This is a genomic window from Paenibacillus montaniterrae, from assembly GCF_018403185.1.
Taxonomy (GTDB): Bacteria; Bacillota; Bacilli; order Paenibacillales; family Paenibacillaceae; genus Pristimantibacillus; species Pristimantibacillus montaniterrae.
This window is the reverse complement of the sequence record NZ_BOSE01000003.1, coordinates 282,093-307,253: the sequence shown is the minus strand read 5'-3', so window position 1 is coordinate 307,253 and position 25,161 is coordinate 282,093. Positions and strand designations below refer to the sequence as shown.

The following is a 25,161-nucleotide window of genomic DNA, read 5'->3' as shown; positions in this document are numbered from 1 at the left end:
GTTTTTCGAAATTGTGTTGCTTCTTGACTGGGTGCAATTCATTTTATAATCATGCTCTGGTGAGAAAGTCGATCGTTCGCTCATTGACCAGCTCGGCAAACTCGATGGTAAAGGTATGACTTGCTTGGCTCACGAGCTCGCATTGAATATAAGGCACACTCATGCTGGCATATTCCAGTGCTTTTTGTGCCGGGTAAATTACTTCATTCTCTCCAATCATCAGCAGCACTGGCAGCAGCAGCGTGCTCAGCTCCTCGGCTTCGATTTTAAGGGGATAAAGCCTCAGCATTGGCAGTGCGTTGTGATAGCCTGCCAAAATAAACTCGCGATAGCCGGGAGCAAACGGCAAGCCTTCAGCCGACAAAGATCGGAAGGTGCGATCCACCCATTTTTCTGTTTGAAACAGCAAGCCGGGAAACGCATAATAAAAAAACTTCCAATGAAGCCGATGAAAGCCAGCTGCCGGCGCAAACAAAGCAAGCTTGGCTACACGATTCTGAAACGCAAGCGCAAATCGCAATGAAATATACCCGCCGATCGAATGGCCGGCAAGATGAAAGCGGTGCAGCTTTAGAGCATCGACCGTTTGTTTAAGCCAATCGACTGCCTCCTCCTGCTGCAATATTGCCTCATGCGGAACACTTTTTCCGATATCTCCAATAATATCAATTGCGTAGACTGTATAGTGCTTGACCCAAACCTTTACATTCGGATACCACATCACCGAGCTCATTGTCATCCCATGAAGCAGTACAAGCGGCGGTTTGTCTGAATCGCCAAATTGCAGCACATAAGTTTTTCCGTAGCTGGTGTCGATATACCTATCGCTATACTCACATTGAAACAGCTTCAAACTCTCATCATACTGTCGATTATACTGTTCACGATATCCACTTTCTCGAAATACATCCATGGGCTGCTCCTTCATTGCAATGCACGATACAGCACATCTTTAATTGTGCCAATGAATATAAAGCTTAGCTTGCCTGCGCCAGCGCTTAATTATTCTTTGACGTTGCAAGGCAGAAGCAGAACGTTCAACACGCCCTAGCTATCATATGATGTACAGCGTTTGTAGCGATACATTTCTTCCTCAATCCATTCTCCCAGCTGAAATATGGCGTCCTCATTTCCTACTGAGGAAATAAGCTGAACACCAATCGGCATTCCGTCCTCATCTGTGCCAATTGGCAATGTCAGAGCTGGAAGTCCCCACACATTTGCATATGAAATATATGGCATGTACTGCTTGAACGTTTTACGAATTGAAAAAATTTCGCTATATTGCTTGCCATGGCGTTGTGCTGCTTCATGATAAACTGGAAGAATAAGCAGGCGCGTATGAAAGTAATGAGCGAGCTCCTCGTCTCCTTGCTTCAATAGCTCAGCGATTTGAGCTCGTCTTGCTTGCGACGGCTTGAACATATTTGCTCCAAGCAGCGCCCAAGACAAATACGCATGTGTATCGGAGCGCCCGGTCAGCTTCTCTTTAACATACTCCATAAGCGGTTTGGCTGAACCGTCACTGCTCATCAGATTTTGGATTTGCTTTGCTCCATCAATACTCATCATTTCCTGCCATAGCAATGCGGATTGCGCAAAATGCGGCGGCGGCTCACAGCCTGTCTTAAAATCAGCCGCAATTTTTTGCCGCAGCTGCTCAATCAGTTTTTCGCTGCTAGCAGACAGCGGAATATTCGGCAGCTTTTCGGGAATGACCAGTTCATAAGCATCCAAATCAACAAAAATGCGTTTGCTGCCTGTTAAAATTTCATTGACCAATCTTGCATCACGCACTGATTTGCCCATTGCGCCTATACCTAGCATGCGCCGCTGCTCAGCAATGCTGACATGTGGAAAATTGCCGGTATCATCCACCCGCTCATTGCCCGATTTAAACCCGACAATTCCGTTATAATGGCTCGGAAACCGAATTGAGCCACCAATATCTGCTCCTAAACCTACCGCAGCGCCGCCGACGGCAATTAACGCTCCTTCTCCACCGCTCGAACCGCCGGCAGACCGCTGCAAATCCCATGGATTATTCGTTTGGCCATGCAGCTTGTTGACCGTCTCTTGGCAGAAGCAAAGCGCTGGCGTATTCGTTTTAGCTACAATGATCGCTCCCTCCTGCTTAAGCAGCTTTACGACAGCGGCGTCCTGCTCTTCAATCAAATGCGCACGATAGCTAAGCCCTGAAGTCGTTGGCATGCCAGCTACATGAAAGCAGTCCTTTACGCTAATTGGCACTCCATGCAATCTGCCAAGCTTTTCGCCGCTTTGCAGCTTAAGATCAGCCTGAATCGCTTCCTGCCTCGCTGCTTCATAGCGATCCACTGTAACGCAGTTAATTTTAATGTTGGCACGCTGCAAATGGTCGATGTAAGCGTTCGTTGCCTGTACGGCCGTCACCTCACCATTCCTAATGCGCGCAGCAACCTCTGTCGCGTCCAGATCAAGGACGTTGTCCATTTCATTCCCTCCTTTGTTCAGCGCTACGGAGTAAAGCATCCTCCAGTCGCTTTTTAAATCAGCGCTGCGGAGCAATGCATCCTCCAGTCGCTTTTTAAATCGTAATGCTTCCTTTGTTTAATTTTATGGTTGCATTACGATGTTAAAGGCGACCCACTTCGTTTTTCGGATGCATTGCTCCTTCGCTGTAGCTTTTTTTGAATGCAGGACCAAGAAGATGGCACGATACTAGAAAGCGAGGAGCGCAGCGTAGGCAATAAGCTACGTGAGCACCGCAGCCTTCGGTAGCGTGACATATTCGCCGTCGACTAAGCTACAGCGCAACTACATCGTCATCAAAGTCGAGCTTTTTAAACCTCCTCTTTCAATAATAGTACGTGCCTTGCTAATATAGTATTCTTATTAGCTACTAATCCTTGTTTTCCTGCTAGGGGCAGCTTCGATCTCCTTTGCAAGCTTTAATGGGATACTTCACTCGCTTACCAGCGTTCCTCCAATCACAATCGTTGTTACAGGGAATCTATTCCAATTCCCGCTGATATCATATATGATATTTGTGAGATGGTTTAATTTTATCGTTAAGTTTCAAGGTTATTCTGAAGGGATACTTCCCTTAAATCATTTAATCAACTAAACGTCAGGGTGTCCGAAAATGAATAGATTTGTTCCAACGCACTTTAAAGTTCTTATAGCCTCTTTAGCAGTTGCTCTTGCTGCCTCTTTAATTGCGAATTTGTATTGGTTTTCTTCATCGAGAAACGATAAATTAGAGAACTTCTCACATCAACAGTATAATCAAGTACTGTCGGATTATGAAAATGCCATTCTTTCTACTTCACAGCTTATTTTGTCAATACTTGATGATGCAATAAACAACAAAAATATCGACAAGGAAGAGCTTTTGATTTTATACAAGAGCTATGAAGCTTTGAAAGAGGATCAAATTCAATACGCATACTATGTCCAGGCATATAGCTCTCCTGAAGGAAAAAATGCGACCAAACGAGAACTGAATAATGAATCTATCACTCTTAATTATGTTCCTGGCTTTATCTACTTTAATTCAAGCCTTGCCTTATTTAAAGAATTGCTTTTGCAAAGCGGCTCTCATACTGACATAGTTGTGACCCCTGAATTAGAACAGAAATTACAGCTAGTGAATGAAATCGTTCGCTTGAACACATCCATTTATGAGAAGTATATAAATGAAGATTTCACTCCATCGTCAAATGAAGCCATATTAACTCGACTAAAATTACAAAAGGAATTGACTACCTCATTTACGAAGCTTGTGGAGCTTGATGTAGAGTTGTCAAGATTAGATAAGTAACACTGGGCATATATGAGAATGCGGAGGACAGAAATTTTCGTTCATACAAGACGCATTTGTGAAAGCGTGCCTAGGGGAGTATTAACTTTTAAAGCCCGATTCTTCTATGACCTCCTCATCGGTCAAAGAATCGGGCTTTAAAAGCGATTGTAAGAACACTTTGTGCCGTAGCATCTCCTTCGCCATAAACTAATTCGATGACAAGGCCTGAAATTCACTACGCGCCACTATTGAGCTTCTGCACATCTACCTTTACACTAAGCCGCTGCTCGCTGGTACCGCGATAGATGCCTTTGACGGGGACGATGTCCAAATAATCGCGTCCATGTCCAAGCTTGACGTAGCGATCATCAAACGCCGTTTTGTTGGTAGGATCGAAGGAGCACCAGCCAAGCTCAGGCACGTATGCCTCGACCCAGGCATGCGATGCTTGCTCGAAATCGGCCGCTCCCCCTTGCAGATCGCCTACAAAATGATAGCCGCTCACGTAGCGCGCTGGAATTCCTTGCGCCCGGCAGACCGCGATCATCAAATGGGCAAAGTCCTGACATACGCCGCGCTGCTTGGCGATCAGCTCATAGGCCTTGGTGCTGACTGTTGTTGCTTCCGGGTCATAAATAAAGTTTGTGCGAATATAGTTGCACAGCGCATCCACCCATTCATAGACTGAGGACGCAGGCACTGCTGCTCCCCGCTTGCCCGCTTCTCCTGAAATAACGCTCAGCCTCGGAATTTCATTCATCAGCTTGTGTATTTCATTTGTTATTTCTGTATAAGCAGTGGGCAACAAAAACTCAATAAAGCGATCTATCAGCTTCTCGGACTGCAGCTTTTCCCAAGCCTCGCTCGGCTTTAGACTTTGCAGCTTTTTTTTGTCGTCCAGAGTAAACGGCTCGGTGGTCACGACAATCATTGAGGTTTTAATCGTTAGCTCACGATGCGGATGATTGACTGAAAAAGCATGAACGCGATTGCCAAAGCTGTCCTCATATGCAAATAGCGAAGCATTGGGCTCAATCGCGATGCTATGGTTGTAGCAGGATTGGCGCTCATTCGTAACGGGGGTCAAACGAATTTCATTGACACTGTCCGAAACCTCCTGCGCGTACTGATACTTCGTAATATGACTGATTTTCAGCTTCATGCGCTAACCTCCCCGACAAGAAAAAATGTTTTGCCAAGCTCGCTCCCGATCCAGCTGCACGATTGCAGCAAACGGTTGGTCAGCTCATCCTTCGTTTCACAGGTTAGCTCAGCTACCTCAATGCAATCCAGCTCGGCGATCAGCTTGCTAATTTGACGAACGATGCGTTCATGGGCGATTTTCAACGACTTGTCATTGAGCTCCAGCGAACGGATATGCTCAATCAGCTGGTGAAAAGCATAATGCACAGAGCGCGGGAAGCTTGGGTTGAGAATAACAAACTCCAAAATCCGCTCAACCGAAATGCTGTCGGCATAAACGCGGCGATACGCCTGATAGCCGCTCATCGACTTCAATACGGCCTGTAAATACATATACGATTCCGAGCTGGAAGCTGCATTGGCGGCTAACGACGGCTGTACCGCATGCAAAATGCGCAGCGTATTCTCCGCACGCTCCAAATACCGTCCGCACTCGATAAAATACCATTCGTTTTGGCGCGGCATGACAGAATAAGCGCAGCCATAAAACATATTGCACCAGTTTTTAATTTGCGAAAGAAATTGATGCGGCGATTCCTTTAGCACGCCATCGCTGCGCTGCTCACGCAGCCACAAATAAAAGCCGTTGAGCACCTCCCACATTTCCGTTGGCGCCTGCTCGCGCAGCGTTCGCAAATTGTCGCGCGCATGGTTGATGCAGGAAACTAGCGAATTCGGATTGTCGCGATCGAGCGTAATATAAAAAAATACGGTTTGCTCTTTGTAGTGGCCGTATACCTGCTCGAAGGATGCCCGGCTGCCGAGCGCCTCGACCATGCGCTTCCATTTGTCGCTATGCTGATCTGCGGCAAGCTCCTCGCTTTTCAAATATTCATCCTGCTGTGAATGATAGTAAACATCAATCAATCTCGCATGATTTTCAGCGCGCTCCAAATATCTCCCTATCCAAAATAAAGCTTCTGCCGTTCGATTCAGCATATTCATCCCTCCAACTCATCCTTCATCATTCAGCTTGAAACAATCATCTCAGCACCTATGTATCCTTGACTCCGCCGCCTTGCGAGGAATTGACGACCAACGAGCCTTCCACAAGCGCTACTCGCGTCAGTCCCCCCGGTATGACATGCGTTTCCGTCCCTTTTAACACAAAGCCGCGCAAATCAATATGTCGAGGCGCCATCGCTCCATTGCTCATAATAGGCGCAGTGGACAGCTTCATCGTCTTTTGCGCAACATAACGCGACGGATTGGCTTGAATCGCTTTTCTAAACTGCGCAATTTCCTGCTCCGTAGCCGCTGGTCCAATCAGCATGCCATAGCCGCCGGACAAAGAGGTTTCCTTCACCACCAATTCTCTTAAATGGTCAAGCACATACTCTCGATCCTGCTCCCGCTCTAATATATAGGTCGGCACATTGTTCAAAATCGGCTCTTCGTGCAAATAGTAGCGGATCATATCCGGCACGTAAGCATAGATCGCCTTATCATCCGCTACACCAGTTCCTGGCGCGTTGGCAATTGCTACATTGCCCGCGCGATAGGCGTTCATTAAACCGGGAACGCCAAGCAGCGAGCTCGGATTGAACGCAAGCGGATCAAGAAAATCATCGTCGATTCTGCGATAAATCACATCTACCTGGCGCAAGCCATCCAGACTGCGAACATAAATTTTATGATCCTTATAGACCAAATCCCTACCCTCAACCAGGTAAATCCCCATTTGCTGCGCCAAAAACGTATGCTCAAAATAAGCGGAATTGTAAGCGCCGGGACTAAGCAAGGCGATGACAGGATCTCGCTTTCCGCTTGGCGCGAGACTGCGCAAGGAGCTTAAAAATGCATTTAAGCTGCGCTCGATATCAACAACAGAATTTTTCAAGTACAAATCATGGAACAGCTCGCGCATTAAGGCTCTCCCTTTAAATAAATAGGAAAAGCCGGATGGTGATCGCAAATTATCCTCCAGCACGTAGTAGTCGCCCTGCTCGTCGCGAATCAAATCAATTCCCGAGGCTGTAATATATACGCCTCCCGGCACCTCAAGCGATACCATTTCAGGACGGTAATACGTATTTGATACAATTAATCTGCGAGGCATGACGCCATCCTTCACAATGTGCTGATTATGGTAAATATCATGAATGAACGCATTTAGCGCCTGTACCCGTTGGCGCAAGCCGCGGTCAACCTTGTCCCATTCCGTGGCAGCGATCACGCGAGGAATATAATCAAATGGAATCGTTCGCTCAAGAGGCTCGCTTTGATCAGGCCGATAGAGAGTGAACGTAATGCCTTCTTCAATCATTCGCTGCTGCAGCGCCTGCTGTCTCGCTGCCTGATTTGACGGACTCATCTTTGCAAACTGCGCATAAATGGATTGATAATGGTCTCGTATTCCTCCAATGCTATCGAACATCTCATCATAAAACGACTGTGAATCATAAGAAAACAATTGTTTCCTTTTGGCCGTAGACATCTCGACCACCTCCTGAGTATTGAACCTGAATTATGCCGCAATGATTAATGTTAGGTTTTCTTTCTTAAAATTCAGATTATTGCCTTAATTTTACTACTTATAGCTATAATATGTCAACTTACCTTCCAATATTCTCGAACATTTAGCATAAGTCCTACTGGAATGTTCGGATATCCCGAGAGTTTATGTTATGTTAACTACCATAAAATTACCCACTGATATTCCAAAGGCATTTTGCATAATTCCTTGGTAAAATGTACAAGCTACCTATATACACTCTATCAAGCGACCAGGAGGACAGCATGAAAAAGATTATAATCGGCCTAAGCTTGGCCCTTGCTTTACTTGTACCAACAACCTTTGCGGCAGAGCGCCCGCTTACTGTTCCTATTGTGAATAGCGAGGGAGCAACGATTGGACAAGCCACATTTATTCAGGATGGAAAAAATGTAACGATACATGTTAAAGCTAAGCAGCTAACACCAGGGGAGCATGGCATTCACATTCATGAAAAAGGAATTTGTGAGCCGCCAGAGTTCAAAACAGCAGGCGAGCACTTCAACCCTACTGCCAAGCATCATGGCTTTGACAATCCGAAGGGCTTCCATAGTGGCGATTTGCCTAATCTCGCCGTAGCAGAAGATGGAACTGTTGATGTCATGTTAGTAACCGATAATGTAACGCTGAAAAAAGGAAAAGCAAATTCCTTGCGCGGCAAGCAAGGAGCTTCCCTTGTCATTCACGCTGCGCCCGATGATTATGTCACCGATCCGGCAGGCAATTCCGGTGCGCGTATTGCCTGCGGTGTAATCAGCTCTCCTCAATAATGCAAAAAGCTCATCTGAAAGGCGCTGCTTTGCGCACTTCAGATGAGCTTTTTTATGCCTCTCAAGCCTTCAGTTCAATTTTCCTGCCCGCTTATTGCTGGCTGCTTAATCAATGTGGATGCAAGCAGACTGATTATTAGCACAACGGCAAGCAAATGGAATACCGTTACAGTAAGCTGCCACTCAAGCACCTGCATAGCAAGCACAGGACCTAGCGAAGCTCCGATAAATAATATAAAGGTATAGAGTGAGGTTGCCAGAGCCCTGCTCGTACCGCCAAGCTCGCCGATGATTGCGATCAATGAAGGGACAATGAGTGCTATGCCGGCAACAAATACGACGCTGGCCAGCGTATACATAACGACCGTCTGTACCATTCCAAGCAGCAGCAGGCCGATAATCGCCAGCAGCAAGCCGGCTCGAATAATCGCTGCCATGCCAAAGCGGCGGCACAGCCTGCCGGCAAAAAGACAAAGCGCCATACCGACAATGCCCGCAGCGCGAATCGCAACGATTTGCATAAAGCTTAAGGAAAAGGGCGGCTCGGTTAAATAGAAGGCAAGCGCACTGTATGCACCAACAAAGCTAAGCAGTACAGTCACTGTAATGATGTAACAGCATAACAGGCTGCGATTTTTCGCAATTGCAGCAAGTGAAGCGCCAAGATGCAATGCCTGCTTTCTGGCTCGCGGCGCTTCAGGCAGCCACAGCAGAAAGCAGGCTGCCAGCACGCCATAGAAAATACCAAACAACAAAAACACCGCCTGCCAGCCGCTCCAATAGGTTAGTGCGCTTGCCAGCACCTGGCCAACAATGCCGGAAAGCAGAAAGCCTGTGCTAATAAAGCCGATAACTGTCACTCTGCGGTCAGCAGGAAACATTTCGCCTGCATAAGTAAGTGCTACTGGCGAAAAGGTTGATGCAGTCGCCCCTTGCAAGCCGCGTAAAATAAGCAGCCAATGAAACTGCCCAACGAGGCAGGTGAGCAATGTTGCAAACGACAAGCCTATCAATCCCGCTACCATAACCCGCTTGCGACCGAGCCGTGAGGAAAGCGGACCATAAACCAGACAACCAAGGGCAAAGCAAATGGAAAAGACAGCCCCCGCTAATGCTGCTTTGCCCGGTGTAACAGCAAATTCTTCGCTAATTGTTGCAATAATCGGTACTGTGAAATACAAAGCGGAAAGCACCAGCAGCGCACCGCTAACCAAGAGCAGCGTCATTTTGCCATAAGCTTGTGTTCCAGCTCCCACGACAAGCAGCCCCTTTCTTCGTCCAAATTACAGCAGCTTAATGCAATGCTTCATATATATGAGCAGCAAGCAGCAAATTTGCTATAATCCCCAAAGAAAGCGACTATCGGTGAAGCAGATTGCGGAATATTAATAGCGGCGAGGTTGTCTTATGCTTTTGATTGCGGGTAAATACAACTACAAGCTGCAACTTGGGAACAACAATAATAAACTGCCCGCCATAGCCGCGCGCATAATAGTAAGGGTTTTGCTCTTCCTGCTCGCACCACCAATGCCAGCCGTATTGGCCGCGTTCAGGCTCCTCTACTTCAATGTGAGCTGTTGTGGAAGCAATGCAAAGCTCCGATGAAATAACCTGCTTGTTTTGCCATAGACCTTGCTGCAAATAAAGCAAGCCGAATTTAAGCATATCGTGCGCGGTCAGCTCCATGCCAAAGCCGCCAGTATATTCGCCCTGTGGAGTTTGCTTCCAGCGATAGTCTGCAATATCGAGCGGATGAAACAAATATTCCTCGGCAAGCGACGCCAGGCTCCGTCCGCTGGCCCGTTCAATCAAGCTTGCCAGCAGCTGCGAAATCCCGGAATTGTAGGTCCATATCTCGCCTGGTGCATAGCGCAGCGGCTGCTGCAATACAAAATCAATCCAGTCCTCTGTTCTTGTCATGCGCGGAAAATGATTCGTCCCGCCAAACTCCTGCCAGGTGAAGCCTGCTGTCAGCGTCAGTAAATGCTCCACCGTAATCGATCGCTTACGCTGATCAGCCGCATGCTGCAATTCAGGAAAAAATTGCGAGATCTTCTCCTCCGGCCGCGGCAGCAAGCCTCGCTGCAATCCGATGCAATAGAGTGCCGAGACGATGCTTTTTGTGCATGAATTAATCGGCATTAAAGCATGTGACACATTTGGCGATTGCTCATAATGATAAACGAGCTTGCCCTCGGCATGAACGAGGCAGCTTGAAACCTTAGCCTGCTCAAGCGCTTTATTAAGTTGAGACACCAGCATTTCAGTCATTCCTTACTGTATTTTTGTATTACCTTATTATGAACATAAACAAGCCGTAAAAACAGCTTTACGGTAACAAAAAAGGGGAATTTTGATCGTTTTTCACTGTATTGAGTTATTATTCAGCGGTTTACTGATCTTTTCTTAATGAAAGCAAAATGTGCGCACTAATTAACAATGCTATAATGAACAATAATACGTTTCCTAAATCACAGTTTAGCTGAGACAAGATGGTGCTAATATGAAACTAACTTCAAGTATGAAAATGAGTGCTGCTTCTTTCGTAAATCGCTATTTTAGCGGGAAGTCGATAAGTGCCAAACAAATTTTTTCACTAATTATCCCTATTTTTGTAGACTCGGCCTTTATTGTACTCATTAGCATTCTTAATACAGCTATGATTAGTACTTCGGGCGTAGCTGCGGTTAGTGCGGTAAGCGTTGTCGATTCGCTCAATATTTTTATCGTGAGCTTATTTATTGCAATTGCAACAGGTGGTACTGTCATTGTCGCGCAATATACTGGAAGCAGAAATCCGCAGCAAGCCTCAAATGCTGCAGCGCAAGCGATCTCGGCAGTAGCCGCGCTTTCGTTAGCGCTGTGCATCCTAATTATTTTGTTTCATTCACAGCTGTTAGGCCTGCTGTTCGGCAGCGCTGAAGCCGATGTATTTGAAAATGCCAAGCTGTTTCTAATTGGCAGCAGCATTTCTTATCCTTTTTTTGCGGTATACCAAGCTGTAGTTGGTGTGCTACGAGGTGTTTCTGAAACAAAAGCTTGTCTTATGCTGTCGGTAATCCTGAATTTGACTTACTTCCTATTAAATATTCTGTTTGTTGCCGTATTCGATATGGGCGTGGTGGGACTGGCGATTTCCTATATCGCAGCACGAATACTGGGCGCGGCAGCTGCTCTTTTTTACTTATTTAAAATTAATCACACCTTGCATGTTCAGCTTCGTGATCTCTTAAAGCTGAAATTTTCATTGCTTAAAAAGATTATGTTTATCGGCATCCCATTTGCCGCGGAGCAAATGTTTTTCAATGGAGGCAAACTGTTAACGCAAGCCTTTATCGTTCAGCTCGGTACGCTGTCTATTACAGTTAATGCGATCAGCAATTCATTGTCCATGCTATTTCAAATTGGCGGCAGCACATTAAGCGTTGCTATCGTTACTGTTGTTGGTCAATGCATCGGTAGACGTGAAATTGACGATGCGCGAAAATTCATTCGCTCATTTCTATGGCTGTCCAGCTTGTTCTTTGTGTTCATTACGATTGTACTGCTGGCAATGTTCCCGCTTCTCGTTGGGCTGTACTCGCCGCCAGATGAAATCGTGCCTAGTATTTTCGAGCTGATTCTGCTTATTTCCATAGCGCAGCCGCTTGTATGGTCGATCAGCTTTGTGTTGCCTTCGGCGCTGCGCGCAGCAGGCGATTCTACATTTACGTCGATTTCCTCCTTGCTTTCAATGTGGCTCTTCCGGATCGGCGTAGGTTATGTATTGGGCATTATGCTGCAAATGGGAGTCATGGGGATTTGGATTGCTATGGTAGCAGAATGGGGCGTACGCGGTCTTATCTTCTACTTAAGATTTAGAGGAGACAAATGGTATCAGCATAAGCTAGTTTAGGGCGTGTCTGAAAACCCGCTCAGGGGCCCCTTTCACCGCCTTTTCGCCCCCTGCTTCGTTCCGTTTGCTTGACGTACGCCCGGTACGCCTTCCCAAACGCGCCTTGCATGGAACGAAAATTCGGCAAAATGGGCTGGCTTCGGAGTTCTCAGACACGCCCTAACAGCCGCTAAAAAAATGAGGCTTGGACAAAACCCACCTCAAAACAACAAAGTCCCGAATGCTTTACGAAATGTAAAGCGTCCTAGTTCTTTAATTTAACGGGACTTCTTGCGCAGTTGTTCGATTTTTTCGAGAGGGTATCCGGTTACGCGGGAAATCGTTTCATCATCAATGTTCTCGGCAAGCAATCGAGTTGCAATTTTCTCTAGTGTCTGTTCTTCACCTATTTGGTAACCTTCTTCCTTGCCTTGTTTAATCATGTCATCAAGTACCTTTTCCAATCCCATAATCTTTTCCTCTCCCTTCATATCATTTATCAATTGTTGGACAACCAGATCATTTTCAGGCAGCTTGGTTCGCAGCATATTGCTCATCCAAGCGACAAACCTTTGCTGATCTTCTTCTTGCATTTGACGAATCGTTTTCATCAGCTTAGAAAGATATATGCGTAATTGCTTTTGATCCTTTGCCTTGTCAAGCAAGAATACGGCGCTTAATGTATTGGATAATGACAGCAGTTCTTCTTCTGTGTAGCTTGCAACATCAAGTAATAAGTATTCAAAGCTCATTAGCTCTGTGTCAAACATATCTTCATTTTCAAGCAACTGACGAAACCTTCGTTTTGCCGTCCAGTTCTTCTTGCCGTTGTACAACACAATTGGTACAATCGGCGGCAAGCTAAAGCTTTTACGGTTTTTCATGCCATCTACTTGATTACTGAGCCAGTAACGCCATATTTCCACCTGATACAATAGCAGCCGATACGGCATACGATGATCGACGCTTGATTGTAACTCCACCAGTACGTAAAACAAAACCTCCTGGCCCTTCACTTCTGCTCGGTATACGATATCTGCTTCTTGCCGCTTAAAGTCCTGCAGTACGAACGAATGTGGAATTTGCTCTACTTGATCCTCCACGATTTCTTTCGCCCAGCTTCTTTGAATAAAAGTATTAAGAAGCTGTACAAACAGTCTTTTGCTTGATAACAAAAACTTATAGGATGTGTCATGTTGTTGGTGAATCATCTCTGCTGCTTGCTTATGAGCATGCAAGGGAGGATTATTCCCGTCCTGCTTTTGCTCTTGTTCAGAATCAAGCTTCATGAATAAGACACCTCTTTCGCAATATTATAACATAAAAAGCACACGAATCGAGCTGTCGCCCGTTTCGTGTGCTTCACGTTAACTATTGTATGTCTCATCATTATACCCTGCAGCAGCAATAGCTGCAAACAATCAAATCTGCTGACTGTGAGACTCGCTATCGCTTGCCTGCCGTTAGCGTCACAGGCAGCCTGCCGCGAAAAGGCAGCTTCCCGCTCAAGGCGAGCCCAAGCGCACGCAGCATCGCCGGACGATTCTCATAAGCACAAACATAGCTGTCACGCTCCGACAGCAAGGCAATGTCATAAGGATTGCGCAGCGAAATGTATACAACCTTTATGTCCTTGCTGGCTTGCAGCAGCTCTACTAGTCGCTGCTGTCCAGTCGAAAAGCTGGCATTGTACAAGCCAACGATTACTTGCTTGAACCTGGCTGCTTGCAGCTTCTCCTCCAAATTGATAAGCTCGGCTTGGGTCGGCTCCGTGCCAACAATCATTTCCTCGACCTGCAGCCCCAGCTTTATAAGCTGCTTGCCAAGCGTAAGCTCCTGCTCGATCACCTCATCAACCTCCGTTGACTGACGCACCTCTGGCCAAATAACCAGCGTCTCCGCTCCTGCTAACAATGGCAAATGTCCCCGCTGATCCTGAACGAGCGTTACAGCCTGCTCCATCATCGCTTCGCTGCGACGCAATGATTTCGCGTTGCCGATATTCAACCAATGCTGCTTCGCTTGCTGCTGGCGCCGCTGCTGCTGCTGCTTCAGCTGCAAAAGGCGCGCTACCGATTGATCCAGCCTTTGCTCACTAATTTCTCCCGTTGCCAGCGCAGCCTCCATAGCATGGTAGGCTTCAAGCTGACGGTCCAATCTGTGACTTACCAGAATCAGATCGGCGCCGGCCTTGAATGCCTCGACTGCTCCTCGCCCAATTCCAATCCCTTGCGAAATAGCATTCATCTCCAGGCAATCGGTTACGATAACGCCGCTGAAGCCAAGCTCCTTGCGCAGCAAATCAGTTAGCACGCGAGGAGATAGCGTTGCAGGCGTACCGTCCGGCTCCAATGCTGGAAACTGAACATGAGCTGTCATAATCATATCGACATCGGCAGCGATTGCTGCTTTGAAGGGCACCAGCTCGACTGCATGAATGCGCTCAAGCGAATGGGCAACCGAAGGCAGCTCCTGGTGCGAATCAACAGTCGTATCGCCGTGGCCTGGAAAATGCTTGGCGCAGGCTGAAAGTCCCATTTCCTGATAGCCTCTGATCATGCTGCTGCCCAATTGCGCTACCAGTTCAGGCCGCTCGCCAAATGAACGTATCCCGATTACCGGATTAAGCGGATTGTTGTTTACATCCAGCACCGGAGCAAAATTAACGGTAATGCCGAGCTGCGCCAGCTCCATTGCCGAAATCCGCCCAGCTTCATAAGCAAGCTCGGCATTGCCTGTCGCGCCAAGCGTCATCTGACCCGGCAGCACAGTTACCTCGCGATCAATACGCGCCACCATACCGCCTTCCTGATCGACCGCAATTGCTAACGGTATGCTGTTGTAGCTGCTGGACAGCTGCTGCAGCCCGGAAGACAATGCAGCAATTTGCTGAGGCAGCGCTGTATTGCGACGGAAATAAATGATTCCTCCAACATAATAATCCCGAAACAGCATTTCCATATGCTCGGGCACTTCATGCCCTTCAAAGCCAAACATAAAGAGCTGACCAAGCTTTTGCTTAATCGTCAAGCTGGAAAGTTCGCTATTCATTCTAGCTTACCTCGTTTCGTAATAGTTGATTTTCACGGTACTCGGAAGGAAGCATGCCTACTCGCTTTTGAAATACTTTGTTAAAATAGCGGCGCTCTGTGTAGCCCACTGTTTTCGCAATTTCTGTTATGCTTTTCTTGGTCATCGTCAGCAGCGACTTGGCACGCTCTATTCTTGCCTGGGTAACAAACTCGATAAAAGTAACGCCGTAATACTGCTTAAATAGCGTGCTGAAATAGCTCAAGCTAATATTCAAATAATTGGCGACCTCTTCCGCAGCGATATCGCTTGATAAATGCGATTCGATATACTCCTTCGCTACATGAATGGAAACCTGCGGCCGCTTGTTGGCATGCTCGACAAACGCCTCCTCCACCATTTTGCAAATAAGCTCCAGCAAGCTTTTCAGCTTGCTCGTTATGCTAAGCTGCTGCCAAATATATTGCTCGACCTCAGCGCTTACTGCATCATAACGGCGCAGCTCCTTGATCATATAAACAATTAGCGAATTGACCAGCTTTTCCACCTGCTGCAGCGACTGGGAGGAAAGCGTGCGCAGCTGCTCGCTCAGCTCAGCAAGACAGCGATTGGCTGACGACTGCTCCGTATGCTTGATCGCTGCAATCAAACGATCGACGCAGCTCCACACATGCTGTACATTGCCGTGACGATCCGGTTTTGGCGCTTGCACGATGATACCGATTTGGTGAGCAAATGTAATCTCTCGGCACATCATTTTCCATATATGATGCAGCTCATCAGCGGCGGCAACCGTCTCATACACCGCGATTGTCATGCCGGAGTCCTTGCCCTTTGACAGCTCCTGCTGCAAATTCGCTGTAATGCTCTGCAGCTGCTGCTCCTGCAGGCGCTGCAGCTGCCCGGCAACGACAATGGCCCAGAAGCGTTCCTCAACATGCAGCAGGTAAGCCGCTGCACTGTTAGCCTCGGCTGCAAAAGTATCAGCAAGCTGCTGCAGCAGTGCGTTGGAAGCTGCAGGCTGCGTCAGCTGCGGCGAGCACTCCACGACGAATAGCGCATAATCAATCTCGCCTGGCTCGAACGCATCATTCCACTTCTGCGCTTGTGCTTGATGCTGATAGCCTAGCAGCAGATCGAGCAGCACTTTTTCAAAGGCAATGTCCTTCATCCGTCCTTGCTCTTGATCGGCAAGCTGAGTTTGCAGCAGCTTCTGCTTAATTTGATTGACAGTTTTCAGAAAAAACTGCTCCAATGCATCGTAATCAATCGGCTTCAAAATATAGTCGAGCACACGATAGCGCAGAACTGAGCGGGCATATTCAAAGTCCTGATAGCCCGTCAACGTAATGACCTCAACCTCGTCATTAAAGCTGCGCAGCTCCTGCAAAAATTCAATCCCGTCCATCACGGGCATGCGGATATCACAAAAGATCAGATGAGGATTATGCTGCTTGACCAGCTCTAATGCTTGAACTCCATTTTTGGCAAAGCCAACAATGTCGACATCATTTGCTTCCCAGGGCAAAATTAGCTGCAGGTTTCGCAAAATATTGATTTCATCATCAATCAGAAGAGCTTTCAATCTCATAATCATTACCATCCTTTCCTTTTGGAATTGTCATCTGAATAACGGTGCCTTGACCTGGCGCACTGCATAGCATTAGGCCATAAGGCTTTCCGTAGCGCAAGCGGACCCGATCGGCGACGTTTCTTACACCAATGCTTCTGCGCTCGCCAAGCTGAGGCGTGTTGTCGAAAGTACCGACGCTGCCTGAAAGATAATTAAACTTCTCCAGCTGCTCAGCATCAATACCAACGCCATTATCTTCAATTCTAAAATAAATATGCTGCTCGCTGTCCGTAATGACGATGCGGATAAAGCCGAAATAATCAATGCCCTCAAAGCCATGCTGAATGCAATTTTCAATAAGCGGCTGCAGACTCAGCTTAATCGTCATATGGTGCAGCAGCTGCTCATTTACGATAATATCGTAGTCAAATAAATCCTCGAAGCGATATTTCTGTATATCAAGATAGCTGCGTACATGGGCAAGCTCCTGCTCAATTGTAATTTCCTCGCGCTGCTGGATGCTGATCCGCAAAATATTGCCGAGCTTGGATACCATTTGGCTAACCTTTTTCCCTTGGTTCTGAATCGCTAATATATTGATAGATTCCAGCGTGTTAAACAAAAAATGCGGCTTGATTTGCGCCTGCAGCGCAGTAATTTCCGCCTCGCGCTTGCGCTCGGATTGCTCCTTCACCTCTTCAATCAGCTGTTCGAGACGATATACGAGACGATTCGTTCCTCTTGTCAGCAGCCCGATTTCGTCATTGCCGCGCACCGCGACACGCGCCTGCAAATTGCCGCGTTCCACCTCGCGCATCACCTTAACTGTCTCAATGATCGCTTTCGTAATCCGTGATCCGATATATACAATGAATATGCAGGCCAGCAAAATACAAATACCGATTGAGGTCGATACAGCGACCGCGGTCCACTTAATGTCTCCGCCAATGACGCTCCACGGTGTGACCGCTACAAGGCGCCACTGCTCATAATTGCCAAATTCAATCGTAGATACGACGGAGTCCACGCCTTGAAACCTGCTGCGCGCGCTGTAGCCGCCAACAGCCTCCTGCTGCTCTGACATCAGATCCTGAAGCCATTGCTGTTCATGCTCACCGTTGCTGTCATACATGATCAGCCCATCCGCATTTACAATCATATATTTCGTATGTTCTTGCTTGTAGCGAAAATAACGAAAGATGGACTCGAGATCGGAATTGCGAATTTGCACGAGCAGAATCCCTTTATTGTCCAATGTATCAATATCTTTGACGACGCGCGCCAGCGTAAAAACCTGGTCCTCGCCCGTCAGCTTCGTATGCTCGTAAGCACCGATCCATACAGGTAGGCCATCGCGCTTGATGACTTCCTGATAGATATCCAGTTGTTTAAATTCCTCGAAGGGCATTGGCGAAAAGCTCGCCTTGGAAAACAGCTTGTGTACGTTTTGCTGCTGAAGGGTATACATAAACGCGTAGCTGACCGACGGATGATTGACGAGCAGCTCGCGAAAATTGCGTTGTACGGTATTAAGCTCAAGGTAATTGATTTGGTCCAAATCTGCACTTTGCAAATTGTTGAGCGCCTCCTGAATCGCACGACTGGCAATGGTGCTGTCTGTCACCCGATTCATATCGTTGAACACCTGATCGATGCTGAGCAGGAGCGCACGCAGCCTCAGCTCGGTAGCCTCGGAATAGCTGGTCTCTGTTCTGTTCGAAATATATTTGTAGGAAAGTGTACCTAATACGAGGAGCGGCACAATAATGAGCCCAACAAAAGCTAATAGCAGTTTCTTCTGAAGCGACATGCAGATTCACGACCCCTTCATTACCCTTTCACGCTGCCTGCCGTTACCCCTTCAATAATTTTTTCCTGAAGAAATGCGTACAGAATCAATACCGGCGTCACACTGTAGACGATCCCTGTACTAATTAAAGCATAGTTCGTTTGGAACGCATCACGGAAGCCAACCATCCCGGTAGGCAAGGTTTTAAGCTCATCCTTGCTAATAAAGAAATTGGCTAGCAAATATTCATTCCAGGAGCCTAAAAAATTGACAATAAATACGGTAACGAGCGCAGGCAAGGTTAACGGTAAAATAATTTTATAAAACAGCTTGAAGGCGCCCAGGCCATCGACAATAGCGGCTTCCTCAAGCTCATTTGGAATCGATTTCATAAACGCTGCAATCAGTAAAACACTGATCGGCAAAGCGCCTGCGGTGTAAGGGAGATACAACGCCCAATGCGTATTCAAAATCCCCATATTCATAACTAAAATATATTGTGCGATAAATAAAACATTGCCTGGAATAAGCATGCCGATCAACACAAATTGATAGATGGCTTTGCTTACTTTAACAAATTTCATCCGCACTAAAGCGTAGGCAGTCGCTGCCGACAGCAGTACGCCGGTTAATGCTGAAGTTGTTGCTAAATATACGCTATTCAAAAAGTATACATTAATTTTCGCCTTCACCCAAGCATCAATATAGTTTTGAAAGGAGAAGGATTTAGGAAAGCCGAACGGACTTTCAGCAATTTCAATATTGCTTTGCTTTAACGACGAAAATAGCACAAATACGAATGGAAACAGCACAACGATAACATAAATGAGCAAAATAATGTGCGGAGATATTTTTTTAATAGTATTCATCGCTTGCTCAATCCTCCGTTCTGCCGAAAGTGCGTTGATAGATTGCCGTTAATAGTAAAGCAAATACGAAAATGATTAGTGAGATGGCTGTACCTAAGCCATAGTTCGGGTTCACACCCAGCGCTTCATTAACGAGGTAAGAAGCCATAACCTCTGTTGCGCCAACCGGTCCGCCCTTCGTCATCACGAGTACAATATCTACGACGCGCATCGCGCCTGCGATCGACAGCATAACGACGACTGAAATAATCGGCTTAATTAAAGGCACCGTCAAATACCAAGCTCGCTGGAAGCCAGAAGCGCCATCAATTTCCGCAGCCTCGTTCATTTCCTTCGGTAAAGCTAGAATCGCTGCCAATATAAGCACAATATAGAAGCCCATCCACTGCCATGCATTTACAATGAGCACCGAAGGCAGTGCCCACTTGGAATCAGCAAGCCAAAACACTGGCTCTATTCCAAAGAAGGACAGCATCTTATTAATCGGTCCGATATTGGGATGAAGCACAAAGCCCCATAAAATCCCGATAACTGAAGTAGATAAAATCGATGGAATAAATACAGTTGTTTTGTATAAGCGCTGCAGCCGCTTTACACTGGCAATGAGCAAAGCGAATATAATGATAAGCGGCACTTGCACAAACACCGAAAATACAATAAATAGCATATTGTTTCTAATTGCATGAAGAAAATCTTTATCTGAAAATACATCAATGAAATTTTGCAACCCTATAAACGAGTAATCAGACAGCCCGTTCCAATCGGTAAAGGCGTAGTAAGAAGACGTAGCCATAGGATAAATAAAAAACAAGCTGTATAGCACCAAGGTTGGTACAACCATAATTACGTAGACCCAAGGATTGCGTAGTGTCTGTTTCATCTGTCTTCCCTCATTTCTGCATAAAGGGGAGGCTGCCACCTCGACAACACCCCCCCTTTCATTTATTCGTTATTCCTGATTGGCTTTATCCTGCACAGCCTGCAATTGATCTGCAACAGATTGCGCAGTTTCCTGACCTGCAATCAGCTTAAGAATGGTATCCTCGGTTTCTTTGTAAACAGACGATTGCACGGTTGAGTCAAAGTGAGAGAACGCACCGCCGGCTTCGCCCATAATCGTAATTACCTTTTTCACAATTTTGTCTTCTACCTTGCTGAGCGCATCGCTCGATAGTTTAATAGAAGGAAGCACGCCATCCTCCAGCAAGCCTCTTAGCTGCATTTCCTCGCTGTACATATTTTTGATAAACGCTTTTACTGCAACCAGCTCTTGTTCATTCAAATCTGAGGAGAAGCCATAACCATTGCTATAGTTGCCGTTCACATAGGTTTGATCGCCTACGCCGCCTTCAACTGCCGGCATTGTGAAGAAGCCTACTTTGTTAGTTAACGCCCCTGCTTGCGTTTCATCACTAAATACTGAGGACCTCCAGCTGCCGTCAAACATCATGCCGGCCTTGCCAGTCAAAAATTCATTCAGCATATCTGCATATTCAAAGCCAAGCTCACCCTTCGTGAAGTAGCCCTTCTTCACCCATTCCTCGTATTTCGCATATGCCGCGACCACTTCAGGCGAGTTCCATTTTGCTTCGCCGGAGCTGAAGCCTGAGATCGATTCCGGACCAGCATAGCGGCCGATCAATGTATTAACTAGCATTAACGGTACCCATGCGCCTTTGGAGCCCATTGCAAAGGCCGTGTAGCCATTGTCGGTCAAGGTTTGTGCAGCTTGCTCCAGCTCAGCCCAGGTCTTAGGCTCGGGCAGGCCGAGTGTTGCAAAAATCTCTTCATTATAATAGAAGCCTTCAATGTTGCCGCCAATTGGCAAGCCGTATACTTTGCCGTCAAGCGTAAACTGATCAAGATTCAAGAAGCTGTTGCTCAAGCCAAGCTCCTCAAGAATTGGCGCAAGATCAAGCAAGCGGCCTGCTGCGCCGTATTTCAAGGCATCTCCTTCACCGCCGAACAAGTCGAAAATTTTTGGCGGATTGCCGGCAGCCATCTCAGCTGGAAGCTTTGTAAAGCGGTTCACGCTATCCTCTACCCCTTCCAGTTCAAACGTTAAGCCTGGCACCTCGGCTTCCGTTTTAGCCACGACATCGTCCAAAATCGCTTTGCGGAATTTTTGTGCTTCACCAATTTGAATATGGCGAAGTGAAACGGTAAATGGTTCAGCCTTCTTGTCAGTATCAGTAGGTGAACTCGGATCTGGTGTACTATTGGAGTTTGACGTTGATGAATTCGAATTGCTTGTATTATTGCCCTGTTGATTTCCTCCGTTGTTGCCGCCACAAGCCGTTAATACGGTTGTCGAGACAAGGACTAGCATAATCACGGTCATTAACAATTTCTTCATTTCATAACCCCCTGATTTCATTTTGCTTGCTGCTTCTTACAACTTGATTATAGCAAGCGATAAAACATTACATAAGAACGACATTTTTTAGATAGATGGGGTAATTTCATTTGATTTGTAATATAATCTTACACAAATTATAATTGACAGCGCTTTATATATAACATTCAAATAACATGTATTTCATTGTTTTTCATGCTTATTATGCTTGTTTTTACAATAAAATCATTTGAAACGCTTACAAAAAATGTTGTAAACTATATAAAAAATATCCAAGCCAGCAAATTTGTCAGCTTGGATATTTTTAGCGCAGCAAACACAGCAACTCACAGTTTATGTTTTTACTTGTTATGACAAGCTCTTAGTGTCACTTATAGATGTTTATGACTTAATGTGCCCATCAACCAAGTGTATGCTTCGATCAGCTATTTTTCCTAAATCGCCATCATGAGTAACCATTACTAATGTTGTACCTTGCCTGTGTAATTCGCATAGTAATGAAATAATTTTATTCCCATTGTCACGATCCAGATTCCCGGTAGGTTCATCTGCGAATATAACATCAGGCTGGTTAGCAAGCGCTCTTGCGATAGCAACGCGTTGTTGTTGCCCCCCAGATAGCTGCTTCGGATAAAAATTGACTTTGTCCTCAAGTCCTACTTGTGATAATAGGGCAAGCGCCCTCTCACGTCTTAATTTACGGGGAGTATGCATATAAGCCATAGGAGCTTCAACATTTTGCAATGCTGTAAATTCCTTTATCAAGTGATAGGCTTGAAATACAAATCCAAAGTGTTTTCCGCGGAACTTAGCCAAAGTATTATCTTTATTTGTGCTAAGCTTGTTATCATTAAAATAATAATCACCTGTAGTTAATTGATCCATACATCCAAGAATATGCAGTAAAGTGCTTTTCCCGCTACCTGATTTGCCTCTAATTGCTACAAACTCTCCTTTTTCTATCAATAAATTAAATGGCTGCAGAACGTTTATAATCTTATCATTATGGTTGTAGGACTTAGATCCATCAACAATTTTTAGCATCTAGACTATCTACTCCCTACTAAGTATTTTGATTGGTTTCATGTTATATATCCTCAATAATAACGTACTCGAAGACAAAAAGACTGGAAGCAAGCATCCCGCTACCGTAAAGAACATCCCTATAGCAGTTGGAGATATTTCAATTTGCTCTAATTGAACATATCTTGGGAGATAGTAATACCCTCCCAACACTCCGATTCCAACACCAAGCAAAGCAGGATACATTGATTCCAAGACCATAGATACCCATAAATCTTGCCTTCGCGCCCCCATAGCAATCAAGATTGACAAACCTTGTTTACGCCGATTAAAGAGCAGATGGATGAGTCCTGTTAAACCTAATATGACTAAAATCAGGCATACAATTGCAATGACGGACACAATGACAGCAGTATCTTTAACACCAGTCATCTTTAATAAAAATTGTTGTAATTGTGTGCTTACATTATAGGAATAAGCAGAGTTCCAGCTAAAGAGCTGACTTACGACTTGCATAATTAATATTGTTGCTTCTTCGCCAGGCACTGTAGGATCTACTCTTACAGGTAATCGCAGTGCCATTTCAATGTTCGGCATATGATGCTCATACACAGCTTTTAAGGGGAGAAGTACAATATTTTCAGATAATGCCTTTTTGTCTGTTTCACCAAAATGAATTGAGATTTCAAAGGAATTAGATTTATGATTGCTTACGTTGGTTATCGGTATAATAGAATAATGAGCTTCCTCTCCAATATCTAATGACTCATCTATTATGCGATATGCAGGTGTATCGGGTAGAAGTTTAAGCAAATCACCATTATTCTCCATGAATTGCTTAATTTCTGCTCCCATGTATACATGTTGGGAAGTTTCAAAAGTCTCATCAGATTGGATCATTAACTTCATATAATCATCTGATGCATATATGAAGTAAGCTTCTACTAACTCGTTATCTTGATTGGGATAATGTACCGGATAAACAAAATGTAACGGAAACATCGCTTCCGTATAACTGTTCTTTAATTGCAACAATTGTTCATAGGTTATTGGCGGTGAATCGGAGTCATCGGTAGATTGGGCAACAATATTCCACGTTAAAGCATGGACCTCGTCCTGCATCTCCTTGTAACGGGATTCGATTGAATAATAGATTGTAAGTGATGAATAAATAACGAATGCTCCTGCTGCGATCTGCAACGTAATAAGTATGTAACTTTTCCAATAATAAAGTACCATTCTGAAAGCTAAACTGATTATGTTCATTACCCTGATCATCTATCACCTCGAATTAATGAAACGACATCATTAGATAAAATTTTCTTCAGATAAAGTGTACTCAACAATCCACAAATCATAACATTAGTCAAAAACGTCGCAGCAACAAACCAGCCGTCAATCCGAATAGAGATAATATATTTTTCAATTAAGTGCTCATTGAAATAAAGAATGCCAAGCACCGCTATTAAAGATACGGAAGTAATTAAAAGAAGCTCAATAAAAAACTCCAAAATAATAGTCTTTTTTGTACTGCCCATCGCAATTTGAATACCGTACCTGCTTCTCCGTTCATCCAGCATGAATTTTATAACATTAGAAATATTTATAATGGCATATACAAAAATAGACAGAGTTATTAGCAGCAATAAGCTGTGATTCGTACGTTGTCCAGCTAAGTACTCTTTATTGATATAATCCATGCGCTGCAATTCAAGACTTGGATTGAGCTGTTTTAGAGAAGTTGTCACCTGCTCTACAGATTGACCCTCATTTACTTTAACATAGAACGTTGAGAAGCCTCTCCAATCCTCATCTGAATGATGCAACATAACTACTCGGTTAGGGAATATAGCTGTCGTTCCAATAATAGAACATTGCTTATTATTGATAAATAATTGATCGTAAACACCCGCAGTTCTCCATAATTTCTGGGAAAGCTCAGTACCAACAATACATTCATCTTTCCTTAATGGATTGAACCATCGTCCCTCCTGAACAAACTGGTTATAGTTCTGATTGAACGATTCATCCACATACAAATATTGTAAGTAACGCATATATGTCCCGTAAGCTAGTACTCCGAAAGTTTCTGTTTTATGAAATACATCCTGTACAGCCGAATCAGCGTTTAATTGCTCAAATAATATTACTCGTGCTTTCTCTTTCTGCTTCAAATCTTCCAGGTCAAATTGAGTCCCTTGTATTTGAATAATTTGCTCTGAATGCTTCATAAAAGCTGCCTTCGTTTGTTTTTCATCATGGGCCATAATGGAAACGACGAAAATCGGCATTAATATGCCGATAAAATAACTTATCGCTGTAAAACAAGCTAATAATTTATTGGCTCGTATAAGAGAAAGCGATGTTAAAAAATGAAAGTACATTCTATTCCACAT

The 25,161-nt window shown here is 45.3% G+C and carries 20 protein-coding genes; 3 read left to right on the top strand and 17 right to left on the bottom strand.

From position 1 onward, the window contains the following. Positions 1-49 precede the first annotated feature (49 nt). Both KJS52_RS10405 and KJS52_RS10400 read right to left on the bottom strand, forming a co-directional pair. The gene (locus KJS52_RS10405; protein WP_213514708.1) at positions 50-913 is read right to left on the bottom strand and encodes an alpha/beta fold hydrolase; all 864 of its coding nucleotides are present in this window, start codon (positions 911-913) and stop codon (positions 50-52) included. Between the two features lie 134 nt (positions 914-1,047). Then, entirely contained in the window at positions 1,048-2,472 is a 1,425-nt protein-coding gene (locus KJS52_RS10400; protein ID WP_213514706.1) for an amidase, read from the bottom strand. A gap of 652 nt (positions 2,473-3,124) precedes the next feature. Between KJS52_RS10400 and KJS52_RS10395 the strand changes: the two genes are divergently transcribed. Beyond that, positions 3,125-3,802: a hypothetical protein gene (locus KJS52_RS10395; RefSeq protein ID WP_213514704.1), complete on the top strand. Its 678-nt coding sequence runs from the start codon at positions 3,125-3,127 to the stop codon at positions 3,800-3,802. A gap of 217 nt (positions 3,803-4,019) precedes the next feature. Here KJS52_RS10395 and KJS52_RS10390 read toward each other — a convergent pair whose 3' ends face one another. From KJS52_RS10390 to KJS52_RS10380, 3 genes are read right to left on the bottom strand one after another with little or no spacing between them, the layout of a single operon-like run. Further along, positions 4,020-4,946 carry a transglutaminase family protein gene (locus KJS52_RS10390; RefSeq protein WP_213514702.1) on the bottom strand — a complete coding sequence of 309 codons (927 nt, stop codon included), beginning with the start codon at positions 4,944-4,946 and terminating at the stop codon, positions 4,020-4,022. Then, positions 4,943-5,926, bottom strand: coding sequence for an alpha-E domain-containing protein (locus KJS52_RS10385; protein ID WP_213514700.1), 984 nt, complete (start codon positions 5,924-5,926; stop codon positions 4,943-4,945). The genes KJS52_RS10390 and KJS52_RS10385 overlap by 4 nt, the downstream gene beginning before the upstream one ends. Positions 5,927-5,981: 55 nt before the next feature. After that, on the bottom strand, positions 5,982-7,424 hold the full coding sequence (locus KJS52_RS10380; RefSeq protein WP_213514698.1) for a circularly permuted type 2 ATP-grasp protein: 1,443 nt from the start codon (positions 7,422-7,424) through the stop codon (positions 5,982-5,984). Positions 7,425-7,726: 302 nt separating this feature from the next. Here KJS52_RS10380 and KJS52_RS10375 point away from each other — a divergent pair, with 302 nt between their 5' ends. Beyond that, positions 7,727-8,251 (top strand): superoxide dismutase family protein, encoded by a 525-nt coding sequence (locus KJS52_RS10375; protein ID WP_213514696.1) that lies wholly within the window; start codon positions 7,727-7,729, stop codon positions 8,249-8,251. Positions 8,252-8,325: 74 nt separating this feature from the next. Here the strand turns inward: KJS52_RS10375 and KJS52_RS10370 are convergent, their stop codons facing one another. Together KJS52_RS10370 and KJS52_RS10365 are read right to left on the bottom strand one after the other, a co-directional pair. Further along, positions 8,326-9,507 carry an MFS transporter gene (locus KJS52_RS10370; protein WP_213514694.1) on the bottom strand — a complete coding sequence of 394 codons (1,182 nt, stop codon included), beginning with the start codon at positions 9,505-9,507 and terminating at the stop codon, positions 8,326-8,328. Between the two features lie 103 nt (positions 9,508-9,610). Further along, on the bottom strand, positions 9,611-10,513 hold the full coding sequence (locus KJS52_RS10365) for a serine hydrolase domain-containing protein (protein WP_213514692.1): 903 nt from the start codon (positions 10,511-10,513) through the stop codon (positions 9,611-9,613). Positions 10,514-10,754: 241 nt separating this feature from the next. Here KJS52_RS10365 and KJS52_RS10360 point away from each other — a divergent pair, with 241 nt between their 5' ends. Further along, a complete protein-coding gene (locus KJS52_RS10360) occupies positions 10,755-12,146 on the top strand; it encodes an MATE family efflux transporter (protein WP_213514690.1) in 1,392 nt (463 codons plus the stop codon). A 257-nt stretch (positions 12,147-12,403) separates the two neighbouring features. Here the strand turns inward: KJS52_RS10360 and KJS52_RS10355 are convergent, their stop codons facing one another. From KJS52_RS10355 to KJS52_RS10310, 10 genes are all read right to left on the bottom strand, one after another. Then, positions 12,404-13,414 (bottom strand): Rpn family recombination-promoting nuclease/putative transposase, encoded by a 1,011-nt coding sequence (locus KJS52_RS10355; protein WP_213514688.1) that lies wholly within the window; start codon positions 13,412-13,414, stop codon positions 12,404-12,406. Between the two features lie 157 nt (positions 13,415-13,571). Further along, complete coding sequence (nagZ, locus tag KJS52_RS10350; RefSeq protein ID WP_213514687.1) at positions 13,572-15,176, bottom strand: beta-N-acetylhexosaminidase; 1,605 nt, start codon at positions 15,174-15,176, stop codon at positions 13,572-13,574. Position 15,177: 1 nt separating this feature from the next. Continuing rightward, positions 15,178-16,746 (bottom strand): response regulator, encoded by a 1,569-nt coding sequence (locus tag KJS52_RS10345; RefSeq protein ID WP_213514686.1) that lies wholly within the window; start codon positions 16,744-16,746, stop codon positions 15,178-15,180. Next, positions 16,721-18,538 carry a cache domain-containing sensor histidine kinase gene (locus tag KJS52_RS10340; RefSeq protein WP_213514685.1) on the bottom strand — a complete coding sequence of 606 codons (1,818 nt, stop codon included), beginning with the start codon at positions 18,536-18,538 and terminating at the stop codon, positions 16,721-16,723. Before KJS52_RS10340 ends, KJS52_RS10345 begins: the two co-directional genes overlap by 26 nt. 20 nt (positions 18,539-18,558) lie before the next feature. Then, positions 18,559-19,386 (bottom strand): carbohydrate ABC transporter permease, encoded by an 828-nt coding sequence (locus tag KJS52_RS10335; RefSeq protein ID WP_213514684.1) that lies wholly within the window; start codon positions 19,384-19,386, stop codon positions 18,559-18,561. Between the two features lie 7 nt (positions 19,387-19,393). Beyond that, positions 19,394-20,266 carry a carbohydrate ABC transporter permease gene (locus KJS52_RS10330; protein ID WP_213514683.1) on the bottom strand — a complete coding sequence of 291 codons (873 nt, stop codon included), beginning with the start codon at positions 20,264-20,266 and terminating at the stop codon, positions 19,394-19,396. A 69-nt stretch (positions 20,267-20,335) separates the two neighbouring features. Continuing rightward, positions 20,336-21,742 (bottom strand): extracellular solute-binding protein, encoded by a 1,407-nt coding sequence (locus KJS52_RS10325; RefSeq protein WP_213514682.1) that lies wholly within the window; start codon positions 21,740-21,742, stop codon positions 20,336-20,338. 381 nt (positions 21,743-22,123) lie between these two features. Further along, a complete protein-coding gene (locus KJS52_RS10320; RefSeq protein WP_213514681.1) occupies positions 22,124-22,786 on the bottom strand; it encodes an ABC transporter ATP-binding protein in 663 nt (220 codons plus the stop codon). Positions 22,787-22,795: 9 nt separating this feature from the next. Further along, a complete protein-coding gene (locus KJS52_RS10315; protein ID WP_213514680.1) occupies positions 22,796-23,965 on the bottom strand; it encodes an FtsX-like permease family protein in 1,170 nt (389 codons plus the stop codon). Between the two features lie 74 nt (positions 23,966-24,039). After that, positions 24,040-25,161: an ABC transporter permease gene (locus KJS52_RS10310; protein WP_213514679.1), complete on the bottom strand. Its 1,122-nt coding sequence runs from the start codon at positions 25,159-25,161 to the stop codon at positions 24,040-24,042.